The 19,743-nt window shown below is 70.4% G+C and carries 21 protein-coding genes and 3 pseudogenes; 15 read left to right on the top strand and 9 right to left on the bottom strand.

The genetic code is table 11. The annotated features are described in order from the left end of the window. Positions 1 to 55: 55 nt before the first annotated feature. Positions 56 to 1,411, bottom strand: coding sequence for a cation:proton antiporter (locus tag ACQPWW_RS22985; protein WP_433134496.1), 1,356 nt, complete (start codon positions 1,409 to 1,411; stop codon positions 56 to 58). A gap of 204 nt (positions 1,412 to 1,615) precedes the next feature. On the opposite strand from ACQPWW_RS22985, the gene ACQPWW_RS22990 reads away from it, so the two are divergent. The 5 genes from ACQPWW_RS22990 to ACQPWW_RS23010 are packed head-to-tail and all read left to right on the top strand — an operon-like array spanning position 1,616 to position 6,322. Then, positions 1,616 to 2,503 carry an ATP-binding cassette domain-containing protein gene (locus tag ACQPWW_RS22990; protein WP_433125448.1) on the top strand — a complete coding sequence of 296 codons (888 nt, stop codon included), beginning with the start codon at positions 1,616 to 1,618 and terminating at the stop codon, positions 2,501 to 2,503. 38 nt (positions 2,504 to 2,541) lie between these two features. Beyond that, positions 2,542 to 4,128, top strand: a complete 1,587-nt coding sequence (locus ACQPWW_RS22995; protein ID WP_433125450.1) for a hypothetical protein — start codon at positions 2,542 to 2,544, stop codon at positions 4,126 to 4,128. A gap of 37 nt (positions 4,129 to 4,165) precedes the next feature. Further along, positions 4,166 to 4,291, top strand: a complete 126-nt coding sequence (locus tag ACQPWW_RS23000) for a hypothetical protein (RefSeq protein WP_433125452.1) — start codon at positions 4,166 to 4,168, stop codon at positions 4,289 to 4,291. Positions 4,292 to 4,296: 5 nt separating this feature from the next. Next, a complete protein-coding gene (locus ACQPWW_RS23005) occupies positions 4,297 to 5,646 on the top strand; it encodes a TrkH family potassium uptake protein (protein ID WP_433125453.1) in 1,350 nt (449 codons plus the stop codon). 22 nt (positions 5,647 to 5,668) lie between these two features. Further along, positions 5,669 to 6,322 carry a potassium channel family protein gene (locus tag ACQPWW_RS23010; protein WP_433125455.1) on the top strand — a complete coding sequence of 218 codons (654 nt, stop codon included), beginning with the start codon at positions 5,669 to 5,671 and terminating at the stop codon, positions 6,320 to 6,322. A gap of 10 nt (positions 6,323 to 6,332) precedes the next feature. Here ACQPWW_RS23010 and ACQPWW_RS23015 read toward each other — a convergent pair whose 3' ends face one another. The 6 genes and pseudogenes from ACQPWW_RS23015 to ACQPWW_RS23040 all read right to left on the bottom strand — a co-directional run bounded on the left by ACQPWW_RS23015 (position 6,333) and on the right by ACQPWW_RS23040 (position 13,011). After that, the gene (locus tag ACQPWW_RS23015) at positions 6,333 to 7,160 is read right to left on the bottom strand and encodes a hypothetical protein (protein WP_433125456.1); all 828 of its coding nucleotides are present in this window, start codon (positions 7,158 to 7,160) and stop codon (positions 6,333 to 6,335) included. Between the two features lie 560 nt (positions 7,161 to 7,720). Further along, positions 7,721 to 8,770: a PucR family transcriptional regulator gene (locus tag ACQPWW_RS23020; protein WP_433125457.1), complete on the bottom strand. Its 1,050-nt coding sequence runs from the start codon at positions 8,768 to 8,770 to the stop codon at positions 7,721 to 7,723. 60 nt (positions 8,771 to 8,830) lie between these two features. Next, positions 8,831 to 9,619, bottom strand: coding sequence for an ABC transporter permease subunit (locus tag ACQPWW_RS23025; protein WP_433125459.1), 789 nt, complete (start codon positions 9,617 to 9,619; stop codon positions 8,831 to 8,833). Beyond that, entirely contained in the window at positions 9,597 to 10,601 is a 1,005-nt protein-coding gene (locus ACQPWW_RS23030; RefSeq protein WP_433125461.1) for an ABC transporter ATP-binding protein, read from the bottom strand. Before ACQPWW_RS23030 ends, ACQPWW_RS23025 begins: the two co-directional genes overlap by 23 nt. Before the next feature lie 444 nt (positions 10,602 to 11,045). Next, positions 11,046 to 12,464, bottom strand: coding sequence for an FAD-dependent oxidoreductase (locus ACQPWW_RS23035; RefSeq protein ID WP_433125464.1), 1,419 nt, complete (start codon positions 12,462 to 12,464; stop codon positions 11,046 to 11,048). 77 nt (positions 12,465 to 12,541) lie between these two features. After that, positions 12,542 to 13,011: pseudogene (locus ACQPWW_RS23040) on the bottom strand (N-acetyltransferase family protein). A 150-nt stretch (positions 13,012 to 13,161) separates the two neighbouring features. On the opposite strand from ACQPWW_RS23040, the gene ACQPWW_RS23045 reads away from it, so the two are divergent. The 9 genes and pseudogenes from ACQPWW_RS23045 to ACQPWW_RS23085 all read left to right on the top strand — a co-directional run. Next, positions 13,162 to 13,536, top strand: coding sequence for an ArsR/SmtB family transcription factor (locus tag ACQPWW_RS23045; protein ID WP_433125465.1), 375 nt, complete (start codon positions 13,162 to 13,164; stop codon positions 13,534 to 13,536). A 132-nt stretch (positions 13,537 to 13,668) separates the two neighbouring features. Then, positions 13,669 to 14,364 (top strand): helix-turn-helix domain-containing protein, encoded by a 696-nt coding sequence (locus ACQPWW_RS23050; RefSeq protein ID WP_433125467.1) that lies wholly within the window; start codon positions 13,669 to 13,671, stop codon positions 14,362 to 14,364. Beyond that, positions 14,357 to 14,713 carry a three-helix bundle dimerization domain-containing protein gene (locus ACQPWW_RS23055; protein WP_433125468.1) on the top strand — a complete coding sequence of 119 codons (357 nt, stop codon included), beginning with the start codon at positions 14,357 to 14,359 and terminating at the stop codon, positions 14,711 to 14,713. Before ACQPWW_RS23050 ends, ACQPWW_RS23055 begins: the two co-directional genes overlap by 8 nt. A 51-nt stretch (positions 14,714 to 14,764) precedes the next feature. Continuing rightward, positions 14,765 to 15,019: a hypothetical protein gene (locus ACQPWW_RS23060; RefSeq protein WP_433125469.1), complete on the top strand. Its 255-nt coding sequence runs from the start codon at positions 14,765 to 14,767 to the stop codon at positions 15,017 to 15,019. Between the two features lie 52 nt (positions 15,020 to 15,071). Further along, the gene (locus ACQPWW_RS23065; protein ID WP_433125471.1) at positions 15,072 to 15,815 is read left to right on the top strand and encodes an MIP/aquaporin family protein; all 744 of its coding nucleotides are present in this window, start codon (positions 15,072 to 15,074) and stop codon (positions 15,813 to 15,815) included. After that, positions 15,812 to 16,000, top strand: a complete 189-nt coding sequence (locus ACQPWW_RS23070; protein ID WP_433125473.1) for a hypothetical protein — start codon at positions 15,812 to 15,814, stop codon at positions 15,998 to 16,000. Before ACQPWW_RS23065 ends, ACQPWW_RS23070 begins: the two co-directional genes overlap by 4 nt. Beyond that, on the top strand, positions 15,997 to 16,404 hold the full coding sequence (locus ACQPWW_RS23075) for an arsenate reductase ArsC (RefSeq protein ID WP_357037220.1): 408 nt from the start codon (positions 15,997 to 15,999) through the stop codon (positions 16,402 to 16,404). Before ACQPWW_RS23070 ends, ACQPWW_RS23075 begins: the two co-directional genes overlap by 4 nt. Before the next feature lie 92 nt (positions 16,405 to 16,496). Further along, positions 16,497 to 16,813 (top strand): annotated as a pseudogene (locus tag ACQPWW_RS23080) (NAD(P)/FAD-dependent oxidoreductase); the annotation flags it as partial. Further along, positions 16,813 to 16,929: pseudogene (locus ACQPWW_RS23085) on the top strand (transcriptional regulator); the annotation flags it as partial. The pseudogenes ACQPWW_RS23080 and ACQPWW_RS23085, both read left to right, overlap by 1 nt. 279 nt (positions 16,930 to 17,208) lie before the next feature. Here the strand turns inward: ACQPWW_RS23085 and ACQPWW_RS23090 are convergent. Beyond that, positions 17,209 to 17,886 (bottom strand): maleylpyruvate isomerase family mycothiol-dependent enzyme, encoded by a 678-nt coding sequence (locus ACQPWW_RS23090; RefSeq protein ID WP_433125474.1) that lies wholly within the window; start codon positions 17,884 to 17,886, stop codon positions 17,209 to 17,211. Further along, a complete protein-coding gene (locus ACQPWW_RS23095; RefSeq protein WP_433125476.1) occupies positions 17,873 to 18,772 on the bottom strand; it encodes an alpha/beta hydrolase in 900 nt (299 codons plus the stop codon). The genes ACQPWW_RS23090 and ACQPWW_RS23095 overlap by 14 nt, the downstream gene beginning before the upstream one ends. Positions 18,773 to 18,848: 76 nt before the next feature. Here ACQPWW_RS23095 and ACQPWW_RS23100 point away from each other — a divergent pair, with 76 nt between their 5' ends. Then, on the top strand, positions 18,849 to 19,475 hold the full coding sequence (locus tag ACQPWW_RS23100; RefSeq protein WP_433125478.1) for a TetR/AcrR family transcriptional regulator C-terminal domain-containing protein: 627 nt from the start codon (positions 18,849 to 18,851) through the stop codon (positions 19,473 to 19,475). The last annotated feature ends 268 nt before the right edge of the window (positions 19,476 to 19,743 follow it).

Below are 19,743 nucleotides of genomic sequence, written 5' to 3' on the forward strand. Positions count from 1 at the left end.
GAACAAGCTGGTTCCTCGTCAGGGCTCGTGATCATCATGGTCACCGTCGGCTGCGCTACTTCGTGCTGGCCGGGCCGTCTGCGGGATCACCGTGAGGGTCGGCACCCTCGCTGGGGAGGGCGGTGGCCGGGCCGTCACCTGCCGCCGGGTCGGCTCGCTGCGGCGGCGTCACCGCCGACCGTCGCGTCTGCCGAATCCGGCGCAGCAATCCATGCCAGGCGGGTGTCTCGCGGGCCTCGTCAAAGGCCCGCGCGACGACCACGTCGCTCGAGGAGTGCGCCAGGATCGAGATGACGATGGTCAGCGCCACCAGGTGAAACACTTCGTCACCGGCGGCGATGCCGGACTCGAGCACCAGCAGGCCGTAGACCACCGAGGCGAAGCCTTTCGGCCCGAACCACATCGCAGCGGCCTGCTCTCGCAGGCCCAAACCAGAGCGCAGGAAGGAGATCCACAGCGCCACCGGTCGGGCCACAACGATGGCGAGGACGGCGAAGACCCAGCCGGTCCAGGAGATCTCGCCGAGGAATGCCACCGAGATGAGCGCCCCGAACACCAGCAGCGCGGCGAGTTTCAGCAGTTCAGCGACGTTCTCCCCGAAGTGTTCGAACGCCGCACGCTCACGCGGCCCGAAGGTGGCCACGGTGATGCCGGCGGCGAACGCGGCGAGGAACAGGTTGCCGTGGGTGACCTTGCCCAACGCCAGCACCAGCAGCCCGATCGCCACCCCGTTGAGCGGCGCGTACGCCGCGGAAGCGGCGAACCAGCGGGTCCGTTCCAGCGCGATCGCCGCCAGCGGCACCAGCACACCGATCGCCAGTCCCACCGCCAACTCGGTGGCCAACTCCCCCAGGTGCAGGTCGTCGGAGCCAGCTGCGACCGCCAGCAACACCACCACGAAGGGAAGCGCCAAGCCGTCGTTGACGCCGGACTCGACGTTGAGCAGGTGCCGCAGCCGGGCGGGGACCTTGTCGTTGCCGACCAGCGCGGCGGCGAACACCGGGTCGGTGGGTGCGAGGATCGCCCCGATCAGCAGCGCTTCTGGCCAGTCCAGGTCGGCGACGTAGTGGGCGAGTAGCGCGGTGACGAGCAGGGTGAGCGGCAGTCCCCAGCCCAGTGCGCGTCCGGGCAGCCGCCACGCGGACCTCAGGTCGGCCCAGCCGACCCGCATCCCGTCGGTGAACAGCACCGCGAACAGCGCCAGCTCGGCCAGTTGCGCCACGATCGGGGAATCGGCGCGCAGGTGCAGCACACCGGTGGTGTCCTCGCCAAGCAGGAAACCGGCGACCAGGAACAGCGCTGCGGTGGACAGGATGGTGCGGTGTGCCAGTGCCGACACGAGCACAGCGGCCAGCAGGACGGCGGCAAAGCACAGCAGTAGCAAGGAAACCCCTCCGAGAGCGCGAACCATCACGGTGCCGACCAGACTTCCCGGCGCTCCACGGATCCCGATGATCGTAACGGCCGCCGACACGAGGTGCGACGGCGGCCAGCGGCGGCCGGACAGCCGGATTCGCTGCCCTATCGCGGACGTGACGTACCGGAGTACCGTGATGGCCGGTGCGCCGGGAAGCCTGGTCGGCAGTCGTGCAACGTCGTCGACCGGAGGGATCGTATGACTGCGTCCGCTATCCGCACCCATCGCCTGACCAAACGCTACGGCAAACTGCTGGCCCTAAACGAGCTGAACCTCGACGTGCCGGCAGGCGAAGTGTTCGGGTTCCTCGGCCCAAACGGTGCCGGAAAGTCCACCACGATCCGGCTCCTGCTCGGACTGGCCCGGCCCACCGCCGGTCAGGCCTGGATCTTCGACGCCGACGCCGGCGACGTTGCCGCGGCTCACCGGCTGCTGGCGTACGTGCCGGCCGACGTGGCGCTGTGGCCGCAGCTCACCGGCGCGGAGACCCTGGAGTTGCTCGCCGCTACCGGGCCGGCGGTCGATCGCGCCTACCGGGACGAGTTGGTCGAACGCTTCGCGCTCGATGTGTCCACCCCGGCTCGCGCCTATTCCACCGGTAACCGGCAGAAGGTCGCCTTGATCGCGGCGTTCGCCACCCGCGCCCCACTGCTGGTCCTCGACGAGCCGACCAGCGGCCTGGACCCGCTGATGGAGCTTCAGTTCCGCCGTGCTGTCGCGGTCGCCCGGGACAATGGGCAAACCGTCTTCCTCTGCTCGCATCAGCTCGCCGAGGTCGAAGCGGTCTGCGACCGGGTGGCCATTCTGCGCAGCGGTCGGCTCGTCGACGTCGCGGGCGTCAGTGCACTACGCCGGCTGCGTCGCACCGAGGTGACCGCCCGGTTCAGCGGCTCCGTACCCGACCTGCGGGACGTGGCCGGGGTGGAACTCGTCGCTCAGGACAGCGGGATGCTCCGCTTCACGATGACCGGGCCGCCGGCACCGGCACTGCGCGCCCTCGCCGCCGCCGACGTCACCGCGCTCACCGTCCGGGAGCCGAGCTTGGAAGAGATTTTCCTTACCTACTACGGTGAGACGTCCCGATGACCGTCGTCGTCGCACCGAAGCGCGCTCGCACGGTCCGCTTGAGCGCTGGTGGGACCGCTACCCGCCTCGTCGTCCGGCAGGTACGTCGTGGGACGGCCATCGTGCTCACCGTGGTGGTCGGCATGTCGGTGCTCGTCGCCGTCACCTACACCGCGACGATCAGCGACGGTGGCGGCGCCGAGGCCCTCGCCGCTCTGGCCGGTAATTCGGCGATCCGTACCCTGTTCGGCGAGCCCCTCGGCCTCGACACCGTCGGCGGTTTCACGGTCTGGCGCACCGGCACCGTCCTCGCGGTGCTGTTGTCGGTGTGGGGAGCGCTCGTCACCACCCGCATCACTCGGGGCGAGGAGGAAGCCGGTCGCTGGGATCTGCTGCTCGCCGGACGGTTGGACCGCAGCGCACTACTCGCCCGGCACCTCGCGGTGCTCACGGCCGCGATGATCCTTGTGGGGGCGGCGCTCGCCACGGCGCTCGCCACGGTCGGCACGCCGGTGCGGGGGGCGGTCGTACACGCCACAGGTCTGGCGTTGGCCGGTGCGGTGGCGGTCACGGCGGCGGCCCTCGCCGCGCAGATCTTCCCGGCCAGGTCCGCGGCGACCGGAGCCACGCTGGCGTTCCTCGGGGTGGGACTACTGGCACGGATGGTCGGCGACGGTGTCACCGTCCTCGGTTGGCTGCGCTGGCTGCCACCATACGGTCCACTGGCATTGGTCGGTCCGTACCGGGACGACCGGTTGGCGCCCCTGGTCGTCCTCGGATTCACCGTGGTCGCGCTCGCCGTCGGCGCGCTCGCCCTGGTGCGGCGGCGGGACGTCCGAGAAGGGCTCCTATCCCCCGCTTCCGGGCGGCCGGCACGGCTGCGGCTGCTCGGCTCGGTGGCGGCCTTCAGCGTTCGACGGCTGCTGCGGTCGTTGGTGGGTTGGTCGACCGGGGTCGGCGGGTACTTCCTGCTGATCGGTCTGCTCGCCGAGACGCTGACGACGTTCCTCGCCGACAACCCGCGCTTCGCGGACCTGGCGGCGCAGGCCAGCTTCGCCGGTCTGCACACCGTCCGCGGGTACGCGGCGACGCTCTTCGCCCTGCTCGCCATACCGGTTGGCGCGTTCACCGCCGTCCGTCTCGGCGCGTTCGCCGCAGCGGAGACCAGCGGCCGCCTGACCCTGCTGCACGCCGGGCCGACCACCCGCGTCCGGCTGCTCGGCGCCGAGATCCTCACCACCACGGCGGGCGCGGCGGTCCTCGTCACCGTCGCCGCAGTGGCGGCATGGCTGGGCTCGATCCTGGTCGGCGCGGATCTGCCACTGCCTGCGGCGCTCGCCGGCGCCTGGAACGTCCTCCCGGTCGTGCTGCTCAGCCTCGCCGCGGCGGTCGTCACACTCGGTCACACACCGCAGGGTGTGGTGGCGTGGGGCGTGGTGCCGACCGCTGGTGGGTTCCTGCTCACGGCCATCGCCGACAGCGTCGACGCGCCGGGCTGGGTACGCGGGCTTTCGCCGTACACCCATCTCGCGGCCGTTCCCTCGACGACGCCGGACTGGCCCGCGATAGCCGCCATGGCCGCGGTGGTGGCCATCGCCCTTGTGGTCGGCCTGGCGACATATCGGAGACGCGACCTGCGGCTATAGGTCGCCGGCCCGTGGTAGCGGTAGCGACCGTCCCGACATGCGCCCGATCGGCCGTGAGAGCATGCGGTTCATGATCCGGGCCAGCCAGATGACCACGGTGGGCGTGCACGCCAGGGTCGTCTGCGTGGGCAGTCGGCGCACCGGCGTGGCCGACGGATGCTAGGCCCGGTGCCGACGTGGCAGCGGCGAAGTAGGCGACTGTGGCATCCCGCGCGTGTCATCGCTGTCGGTTTCGGCACGGCGGTGGCGGTCGGTACCGGTCTGTTGTCGCTGCCCGTGGCCACCCGTTCCGGCCAGCGCGCCGAGCTGATGGATGTGGTTTTCACCGCGACCTCGGCGGTGTGCGTGACCGGCCTGGTGACCGTCGACACCGGCGGCTACTGGTCCGGCTTCGGCCAAGTCGTAATCCTGCTGCTGATTCAGGCCGGCGGCCTGGGCATCATGACACTGGCGACGTTGTTCACCGTGCTGCTGTCGCGGCGACTTGGCCTTCGGGCCCGGTTCCTGGCGCAGGCGGAGACGAAGAGCCTGGACCTCACCGACGTGCGCGCGGTGGTCCGCCGGATCGTGCTGTTCAGCCTCGCCAGCGAAGCCGTCGTCGCGGCGGTGTTGACGGTCCGGTTCATCACCGCCTATGACGAGCCGTTCGGCGAGGCGGTGTACGACGGGGTGTTCCACGCGGTGTCGGCGTTCAACAACGCGGGCTTCTCCACCAACGCCGACAGCCTCGTGGGCTACGTCAGCGACCCTTGGATCTGCCTGCCGATCGCCGCCGCGGTCATCCTCGGCGGGTTGGGCTTTCCGGTCGTGTTCGAACTGCTCAGGTGCTGGCGCCGCCCGGCGCTGTGGTCGGTGCTGACCCGCATCACCCTCGCCCTCACGGGTGCGCTGCTCGTGCTCGGCACCCTTGTGCTCACTGTCGCCGAGTTCTCCAACCCGCGTACCCTCGGCCCGCTCGGCGGCGGGGAGAAACTGTTGGCCGGGTTCTTCGCCTCGGCCATGACCCGCACGGCCGGGTTCAACAGCGTCGACGTCGGCGGGATGCGGCCAGAGAGCCTGCTCGCCAGCGACGTGCTGATGTTCATCGGCGGTGGCAGTGCCGGCACCGCCGGCGGGATCAAGGTCAGCACCTTCGGGCTGCTGGCATTCGTGCTCTGGTCGGAGATGCGCGGCGAGCTCCACGTCAACGTCGGCCCGCGGAGCATCCCCGCGAGCAACCAGCGCCAAGCGCTCGCGGTCGCCCTGCTCGGGGTCGGCGCGGTGGTCACCGCCACCTTCGCGCTGTTGGCTATCACCCCGTATCGGCTCGACGTGGTGCTGTTCGAGGCGGTGTCCGCATTCGCCACCGTGGGCCTGTCCACCGGCATCACCGGAAACGTGCCGCCGCAGGCCGACCTGCTTCTGATGGTGCTGATGTTCGCCGGCCGGGTCGGTCCGCTGACCCTGGCTTCGGCGCTGGCGCTGCGCGAGCGCAACCGCCGCTTCGAGTTACCCGAGGAAAGGACGATCGTTGGCTGAGGCACGCACCGAACCCGTCGTCGTGATCGGGCTGGGCCGGTTCGGCTCCGCCCTGGCTCTGGAACTGGTCAGCCGGGGAACCGAGGTTCTCGGCATCGACCACCGCCCGAAGGTCGTCCAGGCCCTCTCCGGACAATTGCCACACGTCGTCACCGCCGACTCCACCGACATCGAAGCCCTGCGGCAACTCGGTCTGGCCGAGTTCCACCGCGCCGTGGTGGCCATCGGCACGGACATCCAAGCCAGCATCCTCACCACCAGCCTGCTGGCCGAACTCGGCATCCCCGATATCTGGGCAAAGGCCATCAGCGGCCAGCACAGCAACATCCTCACTCGCGTCGGCGCCCACCACGTCGTCGCGCCCGAGCACGACATGGGCGAGCGCGTCGCTCACCTGCTCTCCGGGAGAATCCTCGACTACGTCGAAGTCGACGCCGACTTCGCCGTCATCAAGACCACCCCACCCCGAGACGTCGTCGGTGTTCCACTGCGTGAATCCCGCCTCCGTAGCAAGTGGGGCGTCACCGTTGTGGCCGTCAAACCCCAGGCGGCGGTACCCGGCGGCAAGCCCCGCGCCTTCACCCACGCCGCACCCGACACCGTCCTCGCCTACGGCGATCTCATTTTGGTCGTCGGCACCATCGACAACGTCGAACGGTTCGCCACCACCGATTGACGCCCGGGTCTCAGGGCTCGGCGCCGGTGAACGCCCAGACGTTGACCAGCAGTGCCGCGCCCGCGACGGCGGCCAGCGGGATCGCCGTGCCGCCCCGGAGGAACAGCACTCCGCACAGACCGCCGAGGGCTGCTCCGGCCAGGGCGAAGATCGCCGCGCGCCACCACCAGGCTCGGGCCCGGGGCAGGGACGCCCCGGCCGGGAGGATGACCAGGTCGTGGATCGCGTCGACCTCGACGAGAGCGCCGCGCATCGCCGCCGTGCCGGCAACTGCGGCGGCATCAGCTTCCGCGGCCAGGGCCGACGGCCAAATGTGGGCCTGACTGACGCGCAGCAGCCGCTCCACCAGGACAGCCGGGGCCCGGAGCCGGTTCTCGATGCTGGCGGCCAGGGCTGCGTGCGCGCGGAGCAGCAGTTGGGTTCGTCGGTCCCCGGCCCGCTGTTTGTGTGCGAACTCGCGCGCCACCACAGCGGCGAGTTGCGCAGCGGTGAGCCGGCGCACCAGTGGCAGACCCAGAAAGAGGGTGAACGTGCGGAATCCCGACGTCCGGGTGGGCAGGACGGCGACCTCCGGTTCGGCCACGATCCGCACGAGCAGTGGGAAGTGGAAGCCGAGTCGCTCGGCAACCTGCCGCACCAGGCTGGTCAGTTCGGGCTCCTCGGCCGGACGCACGGCGTGACCGGTGAATCGTGGCCGGTGCGTCAGCAGGGGAATCACCGTGAACGCGAGCATGGGCAGCGCGATCCACACCAACGGCACCCAGGTGCGCAAGACCACCACAGCTACAAGGACCACCACGGCGACCAGGGCTATGGCCGGATACGCGAGGGAGCTCATGGCGGCGACAAGCATCCAGTCACGCGGCCCAGACCAGCGGGCGTTTGGCAGGGCTCGCGGTCGTTCCCATCGCACCCCTTGCTCTCCCAGGAGGTCGAGAATATCTGCCCACCGCCATGTGCCGATGCCAGCTGACCGACTGGCCCGTAGGGGCGCTTGCCCCTACCGCCCTGACCTGCGAGCACTTTCCTGCCAGGCGAGGCGAGATAGGGAGGTGTCGGCCGCTGTGCTGAGCCGCGGAGCACTCGGCGGGAATCAGAGGGCTGCACCCATCCTGGAAGCCGGGGAACCGCAGCCGAGTGTGGGTACCTCTGCCGGGCTGGTCGATTGGGCCGGACCCGATCCTTGCCAGGATCAGGGATTGCGGCAGCCACCACTGCTGGCCGCTGTGAGGCTGTCGTCGGGCGGCGTGAGCGTCACGCTGCGGCGGGCCCAACACGGCGCCGCCGAATGCCGTCTGCGCCGTCGGCGCTGGGTGGTTTCGCATCGACCGGCGACCCCCGACGTGTGCCTGACGTCTATGAGGCGCAGGCGACCAAGACGAAGCCGTTGTGATCTCGCTACGGTGGCCAGCCGAGTAGTCGAGCTCCGAGGACTGCTGCTTGCAGTGTGAACCGTTGGGTGGCTTCGCCGGGGTGGTAGCCGGTCAGGTCGCGGATTCGGTCGAGTCGATAGGTGATCGCGCGGACGGACAGGTGCATCTGGCGGGCGGTCGCGGTGTGGTTGCCCTGGTTGTCGAAGAGCACGGACAGGGTCTCCAGGTACGGATCGGCACCGCCGCGAGCCGCGGTCAGTGGGCCGAGGACCGTGGTCACCAGGTCGGTGATGGCGTCGCGGTCACGCAGCAGCACGGGGAACACGAGTAGATCGGCCGCGTTGAGCACGGGCGTGGTGAATCCGAGTTTGGCGGCGTGGTCGAGGGTGCGGCGAGCCTCATCCAGGGACGTGGCCAGGCCGTGCACGCCAGGGTGAGTGCGGCCGACGGCGATCTGCCAGTTGCCGGCGCCGAGTTCGGCGAGAAGCAGGTGAGCGAACTCCGCCGCGATACCGCGCAGACCGCCGGCGCTGATGCAGACCACGTCCCCCTCGCGCAACGTGGTAAGGGTGTTCCCTTCGCCGAACCTGGCGGCCAGTGCTGCGTCGATGCGGTGTGTGATGCCGGAAGTCAGGCCGACTGCACGAGCGATCAGGACGGTGTGGGTGGCCGAGAGGCGAATGCCGTACCGATGCGCTCGCTCGGCCAGAGCACCGAGGTCGGCCCGGCCGGTGAGCAGGTCGTTGACGAACGCGGCACGTTCGCTGTCGTGGCGATCCAGTTCGGCACGGTTCTGCCGGGTGTACCCGTCCACGGCGGCGGTGAGCAGCTCCCGGGCAGTTTCCAGCAGTGACTCGGCCCGGGAGTGCACGGCGGTGGCGGTGTCGGTCGGCTCCACCGGGGTGGCGCCCCAGTAGGCCTTGCTGGCATCGAGCAGGCCAGCAACGAGCTCCCGCAGGTTCAGGCCCTCATCCGCAGAGCGGGCACCGAGGTTGACCGCTGCCTGAAGCCGGGCACTCGCCGGGACGTACAGCAGATCCTGGCAGTTGGCAGTCAGCCAGGTGTCCTCGCTCATGAACTGTTCCCTGTCGGCGTGTTGGTGGCCGCCGGTAGACAGCGGCCACCAAGCTCAGGTTTACACACCGATGTCGCGGCGGTCGAAGACGATGATTCCGGCGGTCGTGGTTACGGCACCGAGGAGCACGAGCGTGAGAAGCTCGACGGGGTGCCAGCCGGTGTGCAGCGGGTCCGTGCCGATGAAGTAGTGAAATGGTGACAACCAGCGCAGCCATTGCCATCCGTCGACCATCCCGCCGATGGCGTGGGCCACGTAGGTGGCCACGGCGAGGGCGCCCGTGACCGCGAGGACCACAGCGCGCTTCCCGGTGGCGGCACCGATGAGGAAGGCGATGCCGGCGAAGCACCACACCAGGGCTACCAGGCCGGCGGACGCGGCAGCGACGTGGGACAGGGGGATGTCCATGCCGACCCCGGGAACAATGATCATCAATAGGATCCACGGGACGGCAGCGATCCCGGTCAACGCGCCACCGGCGGCGGCCACTCGTTGCCAGGCAAACGCGGCTCGCGAGATCGGGTTGGCGAGCATCAACTCCATCGCACCGTCCTCCTCCGGACGGGCGATCGTCCGGGCGGCCAACGTGATGGCGCACATCAGGACCAGCAGTGGGCCGACCAGGCTGAAGATGGTCGCCTGCAGATAGCCAGCGGGTGACAGCATGTCGGCGATGCCGAGGAAATCCAGCATGCCCTGGGGCAGAGCGTCTTGCTTCAGCTCCGCAGCACCCTGGAACTGGCTGTAGAACAAGGTGTAAATGGCCGTGAAGGCGGCGACACCGCCGGCCCAACCGATCAACGCCAGGCGATCGTCACGCCAGGTCTTACGCACCAGCGCGGGAAGCATCGCCGGCCCCTTCCGCATGGTAGTAGAACGACAGGAACGTCTCTTCCAGGTCGGGCTCGGTCGACAGCATGTCCACCACCTGATGACGCGCCACAGCTTTGATCAGCGGGTCGATGCGGCCGTCGATCGTACATTTCAGCACGGGCCCGGACACGACCACGCCACTCACCCCGGGCAGGGCGCTGAACTCCGCTGGGTCCACCGGGTCATCAAAGTGGATCTCGACGGCACGAACTGCCCGCTTTCCGAGTGACTCGACCCGTTCGACCGCGGCCAATCGGCCGCCACGCACGACGGCAACCCGGCCAGCGACCTGCTGCACCTCGGACAGGACGTGCGAGGACATGAAGACGGTCTGGCCAGCGGCGCTGGCTTCACGGACCATGGCCAGGAATTCCTGCTGCATGAGTGGATCCAGACCGCTGGTCGGCTCGTCCAGGACCAGCAGCGCCGGCCGGTGCATGAAAGCCTGCACCAGGCCGAGTTTCTGCTTGTTGCCCTTGCTCATCGTGCGTACGGAACGGGACAGGTCCAGGTCGAGCCGCTCAGCCAGGCCGGTCACCTGGGACCAGGCCACGCCGCCCCGTGCGGCGGCGAAGAAGCGCAGCAGCACGTCGGCCCTGTCGCGTCCGGGGAACGCGAGTTCGCCTGGCAGGTAGCCGATCTGACGATGCAGCGCGGCCTTGTCCCGCCGCGGGTCGAGCCCGAGAACGCTCGCGTGTCCACGGGTCGGGCGCAGAAAGTCCAACAGCAGCCGGATAGTGGTGGTCTTTCCGGCGCCGTTCGGTCCCAGAAAGCCCATCACCTCGCCGACGTGAACCTCCAGGTCGAGGCCCTCGATGCCGAGACGCTGGCCGTAGAACTTGGTGAGGTTCTCGGCGACCACGGCAATGTCGCTTGTCATGTCCACATCGTCGCGGCACCGCCGCCCGGCATCCAGGTCAGCATTCGGCCGACATCCCGCTAATGCCGTTGCCGGCATTCGGCAACCCTCAGCGCACGCCCTAGTACCGCAACGGCATTAGGCAATTCGGGTTCGGCTCGCGTTCGTCGTCGTGTTTGCGATGCACGTCGATTTGACGGTGGCATGGGGGTTGGACCGGCTGCAAGCGCGGATCGGCCCCGGTTACGCGGGTCAGAGCCGCAGCGGCGGGCTCGTCAGGACCTGCGCGCCCGCCGTGGTGGTCGAGCCACCAGCCGACGGGGATGGCCATGAGTGCGCCGGTGAGGACGGAGGCGGTGAGCGCGCCAGTGACGGCAGTGGTGGACGCGCCGATGCCGGCGGCCATCGGCGTCAACAGCACCGGGTAGGCGTAGTAGAGGGGTGCCGTAGCCGATGGTGGAGGTGACGGCGAGAGCGGCGACGATCCGCCAACCGTGGTGCCCCCCGACCCACCGTCGGCGGGCACCGTCGTGGCGGTGGGCATCAGCTGCCGCAGCAGCCGCCGGCCTGCGTGTCGGCGGGGGCGGCGTCGAGGGTGACGAGGTTCAGCGGCGCGGCGAGCAGTCCGCCGGTGATGCCGGTGGCCAGCCCGCGTCCCACCGGCTCAGCGGCCGGCGCGGGGCCGCAGCAGCTCTCGCCGGTGGCGGAGTCGTCAGGGTTGCTGTTGCACACCCCGGTCTCGGGCAGGTCGAGCTGAACGTCGCGGGCGGCGGTCCAGTCGCCGGCGAGGGCGGCGACGACGGAACGGACCTGCTCGTAGCCGGTGGCCATGAGGAACGTCGGCGCCCGGCCGTAGCTCTTCATGCCAACGGCGTAGTAGCCGACCTCCGGGTGCGCGAGTTCGTCGACGCCATGCGGGGGCACGGTGCCGCAGGAGTGCTCGTTGGGGTCGATGAGCGCGGCCAGTGCGCGAGTGGCGCCCATGACTGGATCGAGGTCCAGGCGCAGCTCGGCGGCGATGGTGTGGTCGGGGCGGAAGCCGGTGGCGGCGACGATCCGGTCCACGGTGACCGATTCCTCGCTGCCGTCACCCTGGCGCACCACGACGGTGACGCGGCCGTCGGCCGGGCTGAGGGCGTGCACGGTGAAGCCGGTGAGCAGTCGGATCCGGCCGGCGTCGACGTGGGCGCGCAGCCGGGAGCCGAGCGCGCCGCGGGCGGGGAGGGCGTCGGCGTCGCCGCCGCCGTAGGTGCGCGCCGGGGAGGCGGTGCGGATCGCCCAGGTCACCTCGGTGCCCGGGTGCTCGGCGGCGAGGTCGGCCAGGGCGAGCAGGGTGTTGGCGGCCGAGTGGCCCGCGCCGACGACGAGGGTGTGGTGGCCGGCGAACCGGTCGCGGTCGGCGCCGAGCACGTCGGGCAGGGCATGCTCCAGGTACGCCGTCGCGTCGGCCTCGCCGCGGGCGGGCAGACCGGACGCCCCGAGAACGTTGGGGATGCCCCAGGTGCCGGAGGCGTCGATGACCGCGCGGGCGAGCACCTCCTGACCGTCGGTGAGGCGGATGAGGAACGGGGTGGTGTCGCGGGCTGCGGTGCGCAGCCGGTCCAGGCCGAGGCGGCTGATCGCCTCGACTCGGGCGCCGTAGCGCAGGTGCGGCTTGAGCTGCGGCAGCTCGGCGAGGGGCTGGAGGTAGTCGGCGGCCAGTTCGGCGCCAGTGGGCAGGGCGTCGAGGTCGGGGGCGACCCAGCCGGCGTCGTCGAGCAGCCGCCGGGCGGCGGGGTCGATGTCGTACCGCCACGGGGAGAAGATCCGCACGTGGCCCCACTGGCGCACCGCCGCGCCGGCGGTGTCGCCGGCTTCCAGGACGAGGAAGGGCAGGCCGCGCTCGTGCAGGTGGGCGGCGGCGGCCAGGCCGACGGGGCCGGCGCCGATCACCACGACCGGAAGGGTGTCCAGTGCCCTCATCAGGCACCTCCTTTGCATTGATAACTGTCGAATCAGATGGGCGGGCAGAGCCCCGGGTGTCCGCGGCAAGGAACGGGTTAGGCGATGCTGGGGCTGCGGCGCTCGATCAGGACGACGTCACGCCACCGGCCGTGGTGGCGGCCGATGCGTTCGCGGACGCTGACGACGCGGAAGCCGGCCCGCTCGTGCAGAGCGAGACTGGCACGGATCTCGGGGAAGACGCCGGACTGGATGGTCCAGATCCCGGCGGCCTCGGTGGAGGCGACGAGCGCGTCGAGCAGCAGCCTGCCGGCGCCGCGCCCTTGGGCGGCGGGTTGCGCGTAGACGAATGTTCGATGACCCCGGCGCAGACCGCCCGGGCGGAGGTCGGCGACGCTGCGGCCCAGCCGAAGACGACACCGTCGGCCATGGCCACGAAGCGGTGCGCGGGAAGTCGCGCGGTGTCGAAGTGCGCCCAGGCCGACGCGGTCGTCTCGAACGTGGCGTTGCCTGCGTCCAGGTCCGTCTGATAGATCGCCAGGACGTCGTCGGCGTCGGTTGCGGCCATGGGTCGAATCGCGACACCCGCCCTGCCCACCGGGGTCGGCGGGCGGTCAGTCCCGGCAGTCATCGTGATCCTCCACCTCACCGCAGCCTGTCTCGACGCCTGTCAAATCAGAGAGTTGCACGCTGATTAGAAGGATGTCAACCTAGAGGCATGTCTAAGCAGTCGGCGCCGCTCGTCGCCATCGACCTGAACGCGGCGACCTCCTGCTGCGCGTCCTTGACCCAGCGACGGGTGCCCGCGGAGGCGGCCGTGGCTCTCGCGTCGGCGTTCAAGGCGCTCGGCGACCCGGTGCGACTGCAGCTGATGTCGATGATCGCCTCCGCCGAGGGCGGAGAGGCGTGCGTCTGCGACCTCACTCCGGCGTTCGACCTGACCGGTCCGACGATCTCCCACCACCTCCGGACGCTGCGTGAGGCCGGCCTGGTCGACGCCGAGCGGCGCGGCACCTGGGTCTACTACCGGGCCCGGCCGGGCGTCCTTCGCCAGTTGGCGTCCCTGCTCGCCGTCGAGCCCGCCGGCTCGTAGTAACGCGCCCGCCTTGACGGCGGGCAAGGTCGGAAACGCTCCACTCGGCCGGCGCCGAGCATTCGCGACCCCGGGCGACCGCATCTCGGGCCCACTCCTGCAACCTCAATTAGCTCAGCTATGATTGAGTCAATGAAAGTTGAGCTTGATTCTCTGGCTGGGCGGGCGCGGATCCACGCCGCGCTCGGGGATCCCGCGCGGCTGGCGATCGTCGACGCGCTCACCCTCGGCGACGCGTCCCCGGGCGAGATCGCCCACGGCTTGGACCTGCCCACCAACCTCGTCGCCCACCACGTCAAGGTCCTCACCGAGGCCGGCCTGGTGGTCAAGGGCCGCTCCCAGGGCGACAAGCGGCGCACCTACCTGCGGCTGCGGCCGGAAGCCCTCCCCGCCCTGGCCCCGCCGCCGCTGGCCGGCGTCGGCCGGGTGGTGTTCGTCTGCACCCGCAACTCCGCCCGCTCCCAACTCGCCGCCGCGCTCTGGGAGGACCGCACCCACACCCCGGCAGCGTCGGCCGGCACGCATCCGGCCTCCCGGGTGCACCCGCGCGCGGTGGCCGTCGCGGGCCGGCACGGGCTGCGCCTGGACCCCACCGCCACCGCCCACGTCACCGACGTCGTCCGCGACGACGACCTGCTCATCGCCGTGTGCGACAACGCCCACGAAGGCCTCACCGGACCCGTCCGCCCGCGCCTGCACTGGTCGGTGCCCGACCCGGTCCGCGTCGACACCGACGAGGCGTTCGAGGCCACGTTCGCCGACCTCGCCGCCCGCGTGGAGCGGGTCGCCCCCGCCGTCACCACCGCCCCGGGAGACCGTCATGACTGACACCAGCCCCCACGCCTACGACGAGGTCTCCATCGACCAGCAGGTCGCCCTGCGCACCACGGCGACCCGGCTCGCCGAGGGGTTCACCGGCGTCTACGGCGCCGAGACCATCGAGAAGTTCCTGCTCTCCAGCTACGACCAGTTCGCCACCGCCAGCACCATCCCCCACTACCTGCCGCTGCTCGCCGAACGCTTCGCCCGTCAGCGCCTGCAGGCCCTGGCCCGCGTCGAGGGCCACCACCGCGACGGCCGCCCCGTGGCGCTGTTCCTGTGCACCCACAACGCCGGCCGCTCCCAGATGGCGCTCGGGTTCTTCACCCACCTCGCCAGCGACCGGGCCGTCGCCTGATCCGGCGGCAGCGAACCCGGCATCGAGGTCAACCCCGCCGCCATCGCCGCCATGGCCGAACGCGGCATCGACATCTCGCAGGAGTTCCCCAAGCCCTGGACCGACGAAGTGGTCCGCGCCGCGGACGTCGTGGTCACCATTGGCTGCGGCGACGCCTGCCCGGTCTTCCCCGGCACCCGCTACGAGAACTGGGACCTCGACGACCCTGCCGGCCTCGACACCGTCGGCGTGCGGCCCATCCGCGACGAGATCGAACGCCGGGTCCGTCGCCTCCTCGACGATCTGCACGTCCCCACCACCCAATAACCACCCTGCCCGACCCCGTCGGGACAGCAACACCATGGGAGAGAACAGACCGATGACCCCCACCCTGTGGCGGCGCCTGCTGGCCGAGTTCACCGGCACCGCCGGACTGGTCACCGCCGTGGTCGGCTCCGGCATCATGGCCGCCACCCTCTCCCCGACCGACGTCGGCCTGCAGCTGCTGCAGAACTCGATCGCCACCGCCTTCGCTCTCGGCGCGCTGATCCTGGCCTTCGGGCCGGTCTCCGGCGCGCACTTCAACCCGGTCGTCTCCGCCGCCGACTGGTTCCTCGGCCGCCGCACCGGCACCGGCCTCACCGCCCGCGACCTGGGCGGCTACGTGGTGGCGCAGGTGCTCGGCGCGATCGCCGGCTCAGTGCTGGCCAACCTGATGTTCGACCTCGCCGCCGTCGACTTCTCCGGCAAGGACCGCGCCGCCGCCCACCTGTGGCTCGGCGAGGTCGTCGCCACCGCCGGCCTGATCCTGCTGATCTTCGCCCTCGCCCGCTCCGGCCGCGTCCCCGTCGCACCCGCCGCCGTCGGCGCCTACATCGGCGCCGCGTACTGGTTCACCTCGTCGACCTCGTTCGCCAACCCCGCGGTCACCGTCGGTCGGGCGTTCACCGACACCTTCGCCGGCATCGCACCCACCTCTGTGCCCGGCTTCGTCGTGGCACAGCTCGTCGGCCTCGCGGTCGGTGTCGGTCTGCTCGCCGCCCTCTATCCCGACGCCGGCGCCGCCGCCGACCAGGTCGTCGTCCCCACCGACAAGGGCGCCACCGTCAACCACCGCTCATGACAGAACACCCGTACGACACCAGCGCGGCTGACCTCTCGCCCAGCTTGTTCAACCGCCGCCACGACCCGGGCCGCTACCCGACGCTCGACTACAACGACAATCCCGACCCTCACCTGTTCATCCACCTCAACGACGTGCCGGTCAACCGGCCCCGCGACTCGTACTGCATGGAAGGCACTTCATGAGCGACAAGCCCAGCGTCCTGTTCGTCTGCGTCCACAACGCCGGCCGCTCCCAGATGGCCGCCGGCTGGCTGCGCCACCTCGCCGGCGACACCGTCGAGGTCCGCTCCGCCGGCAGCGCACCCGCCGAGACCGTCAACCCGGCCGCCGTCGAGGCGATGCGCGAGGTCGGCATCGACATCACCGACCAGACTCCCAAGCTCCTGGAGTACGCCACCGCCGAGTCCTCGGACGTGATCGTCACGATGGGCTGCGGCGACGCCTGCCCCGTCTTCCCCGGCAAGCGCTACGAGGACTGGAAGCTCGAAGACCCGGCCGGTAAGGGCGTCGAGTCGGTCCGCCCGATCCGCGACGACATCCGCACCCGCGTGGAAAAGCTCCTCGCCGAGCTGCGCCCCACCGCCTGACGCCACCCCCGGGACGCCGCCCGCCGGACCACCCCGCCCGGCGGGCGGCTCACCCCTGAGCAGGAGCCTTCCTCATGTCCTAACCCCACCCGCTGATCATCATCGGTTCCGGACCCGCCGGTTACACCGCCGCCGTCTACGCCGCCGGCGCCAACCTCACACCGCTGGTCATCGAGGGCAGCCAGTCCGGCGGCGCCCTGATGACCACCACCGAGGTGGAGAACTTCCCCGGCTTCCCCGACGGCATCACCGGCCCGGAGCTGATGGACAACCTCCGCAAGCAGGCCGACCGGTTCGGCGCCCAGTTCGCGAGACCGAGCTGCTCGGCCACGGCGTCTCCGCCTGCGCCACCTGCGACGGGTTCTTCTTCCGAGACCAGGACATCGCCGTGGTCGGCGGCGGCGACAGCTGGAGCGCGACAAGCGCGGCGTCTGGGCCTACTACCGTCTCGTACCGTCCGCCATCGCCACGATCGCCGACCTACTGACCCCACCCCGCAAACGCGCGTCGAAGAAGACCCGCTGACCGACGCCATCGAGGACCGCCGCCGGCACCTCCCGGCGATCAGCGGCAGACGAACCTGCTCTTCCCGGGCAACCGGTGGAAGGCGTCGAAGCGGCGCGGGCGGCGTACTCGGGTTGTCCGCCGTACCTGTACACCGCAACGATGGTCACTCCGTGGCGAGTTGACCTTCGGGGGGACACGTGGGAGTGCTGTCTTTCGCCTTGGTGACCACCACTGCCGTTTGGGCGACCGGCGATACGGCTGGTAGCGCGGCGCACCGGTCAAGGGCTGGCCACTTGGTCAGTGACGGGACTTTGGTGGGGCCGGGCGGCGGTGTGGCATTCGCTGGCGTAGGACGGCGAGTCCGTCGCCGTGGCAGCGCAGGAGTGCCTCCTGCCGTCCTGCCAGGGCTGAGGCGAGGTCAGCGGCGGAGGCGGTAACGGTGGGTAGCCGGCCTGGCCCTCGGGTGTGTTCCCAGGGCATGTCGTCGGCGTGTAGGTGCAGGCCGGCGGCGCGGGCGCGGGCCGGGATGAATGGGTTTGGGATGTGTACCTCGGTGTTGAGTACGGCGGCGAGGACGTCGGGCGGGATGGCCGGTTCGCGGTGCAGCGCGGTGGTGATGTCGAGTTCGTGGATGACGTGGTCGCCGAGCAGGAGCCGGGGCGGGAAGAGGCGACCGATGCCACGGGGCTTGCGGCTGGCTCGGGTGAACTCGGCCAGCAGGTCGGCCGGTGTGGTGCGTGCGGCCAGGTCGCGGGCGAGCGTGGCGTTGGCCTGGTCGAAGGACCCGCCGTGGCGGACCAGTGCCCTGAACACTTGGTGTAGAGGGATGGTCAGGCCGATCACGAGGTGGGCGAGGACGTCCTGGTTCGTCCATCCGTCGCAGCGGCTGGGCTGGGCCCATTCGCGGTCGGTGAGGCCGGCGGCGAGGTCGGTGAAGCGTTCGTCGTTGTGGCGGCGTAGGTCACTGGTTGACATGTAGGTGCTCCGTCAGGAAGTGGGTCTGGTCGGCCAGCACGGTGGCGAGCATCGGCGGGTGGTAGACCTCGAAGTGGTCGGCGGCGTAGTGGCGGGCGGTGCCGCGGGGTGCCCGTGCGGCGACGAGGGCGGCGTGGCGCGGGTCCATCAGAGTTTCGTTGTCCGAGACGCAGACGAGTAACGGCGCGGTGATGCGTCGGGCATGACGGGTCGCGGTCACCGTGGCCAGGCCGATCGCGTTCGCGGCGGCGATACGGTTGTCGAAGACGGCACCTGGCGGGGTGGTCGAGTTCCAGCCGTCGAGTGCGCCAGGCACGGTGACAACCGCAGTGGCTCCGGGTGCGGCGACGATCGGCACGTATCTGCGTTTCCGGCGGAGCAGGATCCGCGCCGCGTCGGCGATGACGGCTGGGCTGAGCCGGGCCACGGCGCGCGGTCCGGATCGGGCGGCGGCCGGCCCGTACACGATGGGGCACTGCACGACCACCGCGGCCAGGTCGTGGCAGGCGGCGGCGACGCGTAGCGCGTGCATCGCCCCGAGGCTGGTCCCCCACAGGCCGATTCGGTTGGCGTCGATGTCGTCGCGTGCACGCAGATAGTCGAGCGCGGCGTGCACGTCGGCGCGGTGGCGGCGCATGCTGATGCGCTGCCGGGGTGATCCGCCAGAGGCACCGGTGTGCCGGTAGTCGAAGGCGAGGGTGGCGATTCCCGCGGCGGCGAAGTGGTGTTCGTACTGGTTGAGCATCATGTCGTGGGTGGCGCCGAGGCCGTGCACGAGCACGACAGCCGAATGCGGTCCGGGCCGGTCGGGCAGCGTGATCCAGGCGGCGCAGCGGGTCCCGTCGACGGTGAACCCAGTCAGCGAGGTCTTAGGGGTGGCGGTCATTGACTCCTCCTTTACACGTACGTTGTACGTGTAGGGTAGGCTTACATACGTACAACGTACGTGTCAAGGAGGTGTGATGGTCCGCGCGCGCTACACACTCGACGACATCCGGTCGGAGGCGTTACGCCTCGTCGATCGCGAAGGTCTGGCAGCCCTCAACATGCGGTCATTGGCGACGGCGCTGGGCACCGGACCGATGACGCTCTACAACTACGTCCGAGACCGTGAAGGCTTGGAGGAACTGGTCGTGGACGCCGTGATCTCCGCCGTCGACCTACCGCAACCCACGTCCGACTGGCGGCGCGACACCATCCAGATCGCCACCGCGACCTGGCGGGCGGTACGCGCACACCCGGCCGCCATCCCACTCGTACTCACCCGCCGGTCCACCTCCGCGGCCGGCTTCGCCCCGGCCGAGGCTCTCATCGCCGCGCTGCGCCGCTCGGCGCTCGGCGACCGGGACCTGCTCGCCGCCTTCCGCGCCGTCCTCGGCCTCATCATGGGCAGCGCCCAGGCCGAACTCGCAGGCCCTCTCACCCCAGCCGAGGCAACAGCGAAAGACACCGCCGCTCGCATCGGCACACTCGCCGGACAAGACTTCCCCCACATCGAGGCGCTCTCGCACGTCAGCCGGAGATCCAGCCCGGAAGCCGATTTCACCCGCGGCCTGAAGATGCTCGTGGCCGGTATAGCGGCAGCATGAGACCTCACGTCCAGTGCGCGGCTCGAACAACCACAGACTGTGCCGAACGATCTTCGCCTGGCCGAGCCGGAGCCTCCACGCGCCGTTGTCGCGGTTACCGAAGATCATTACGCACCCTGCCCGACGAGGCGGCACTCGACCGACGGCGGCCGCACCTCCGCGACCATCCGTGTGCAGCGGCACCAGTCGCGGTGACCAGACAGAAGACCACCCGTGACGGGCCGCCGAAGCTGTCGAGCTGGTGCACCTGCTGCGGGACGGCGACCCC

The sequence above is a fragment of the Micromonospora sp. CA-240977 genome (genome assembly GCF_050942285.1).
GTDB lineage: Bacteria > Actinomycetota > Actinomycetes > Mycobacteriales > Micromonosporaceae > Micromonospora.

Excerpts from the sequence above, each read along its gene's own strand:
- ACQPWW_RS23095 (WP_433125476.1), bottom strand. The coding sequence starts at position 18,772 with ATGACCGCCACCCCTAAGACCTCGCTGACTGGGTTCACCGTCGACGGG.
- ACQPWW_RS23020 (WP_433125457.1), bottom strand. The coding sequence starts at position 8,770 with ATGAGCGAGGACACCTGGCTGACTGCCAACTGCCAGGATCTGCTGTAC.
- ACQPWW_RS23055 (WP_433125468.1), top strand. The coding sequence starts at position 14,357 with ATGACTGACACCAGCCCCCACGCCTACGACGAGGTCTCCATCGACCAG.
- ACQPWW_RS23025 (WP_433125459.1), bottom strand. The coding sequence starts at position 9,619 with ATGCTTCCCGCGCTGGTGCGTAAGACCTGGCGTGACGATCGCCTGGCG.
- ACQPWW_RS23030 (WP_433125461.1), bottom strand. The coding sequence starts at position 10,601 with ATGCCGGCAACGGCATTAGCGGGATGTCGGCCGAATGCTGACCTGGAT.
- ACQPWW_RS23045 (WP_433125465.1), top strand. The coding sequence starts at position 13,162 with ATGTCTAAGCAGTCGGCGCCGCTCGTCGCCATCGACCTGAACGCGGCG.
- ACQPWW_RS23090 (WP_433125474.1), bottom strand. The coding sequence starts at position 17,886 with ATGTCAACCAGTGACCTACGCCGCCACAACGACGAACGCTTCACCGAC.
- ACQPWW_RS23100 (WP_433125478.1), top strand. The coding sequence starts at position 18,849 with ATGGTCCGCGCGCGCTACACACTCGACGACATCCGGTCGGAGGCGTTA.
- ACQPWW_RS23060 (WP_433125469.1), top strand. The coding sequence starts at position 14,765 with ATGGCCGAACGCGGCATCGACATCTCGCAGGAGTTCCCCAAGCCCTGG.
- ACQPWW_RS22985 (WP_433134496.1), bottom strand. The coding sequence starts at position 1,411 with ATGGTTCGCGCTCTCGGAGGGGTTTCCTTGCTACTGCTGTGCTTTGCC.
- ACQPWW_RS23075 (WP_357037220.1), top strand. The coding sequence starts at position 15,997 with ATGAGCGACAAGCCCAGCGTCCTGTTCGTCTGCGTCCACAACGCCGGC.
- ACQPWW_RS23070 (WP_433125473.1), top strand. The coding sequence starts at position 15,812 with ATGACAGAACACCCGTACGACACCAGCGCGGCTGACCTCTCGCCCAGC.
- ACQPWW_RS23035 (WP_433125464.1), bottom strand. The coding sequence starts at position 12,464 with ATGAGGGCACTGGACACCCTTCCGGTCGTGGTGATCGGCGCCGGCCCC.
- ACQPWW_RS23065 (WP_433125471.1), top strand. The coding sequence starts at position 15,072 with ATGACCCCCACCCTGTGGCGGCGCCTGCTGGCCGAGTTCACCGGCACC.
- ACQPWW_RS22990 (WP_433125448.1), top strand. The coding sequence starts at position 1,616 with ATGACTGCGTCCGCTATCCGCACCCATCGCCTGACCAAACGCTACGGC.
- ACQPWW_RS23015 (WP_433125456.1), bottom strand. The coding sequence starts at position 7,160 with ATGAGCTCCCTCGCGTATCCGGCCATAGCCCTGGTCGCCGTGGTGGTC.
- ACQPWW_RS23000 (WP_433125452.1), top strand. The coding sequence starts at position 4,166 with ATGCGCCCGATCGGCCGTGAGAGCATGCGGTTCATGATCCGGGCCAGC.
- ACQPWW_RS23050 (WP_433125467.1), top strand. The coding sequence starts at position 13,669 with ATGAAAGTTGAGCTTGATTCTCTGGCTGGGCGGGCGCGGATCCACGCC.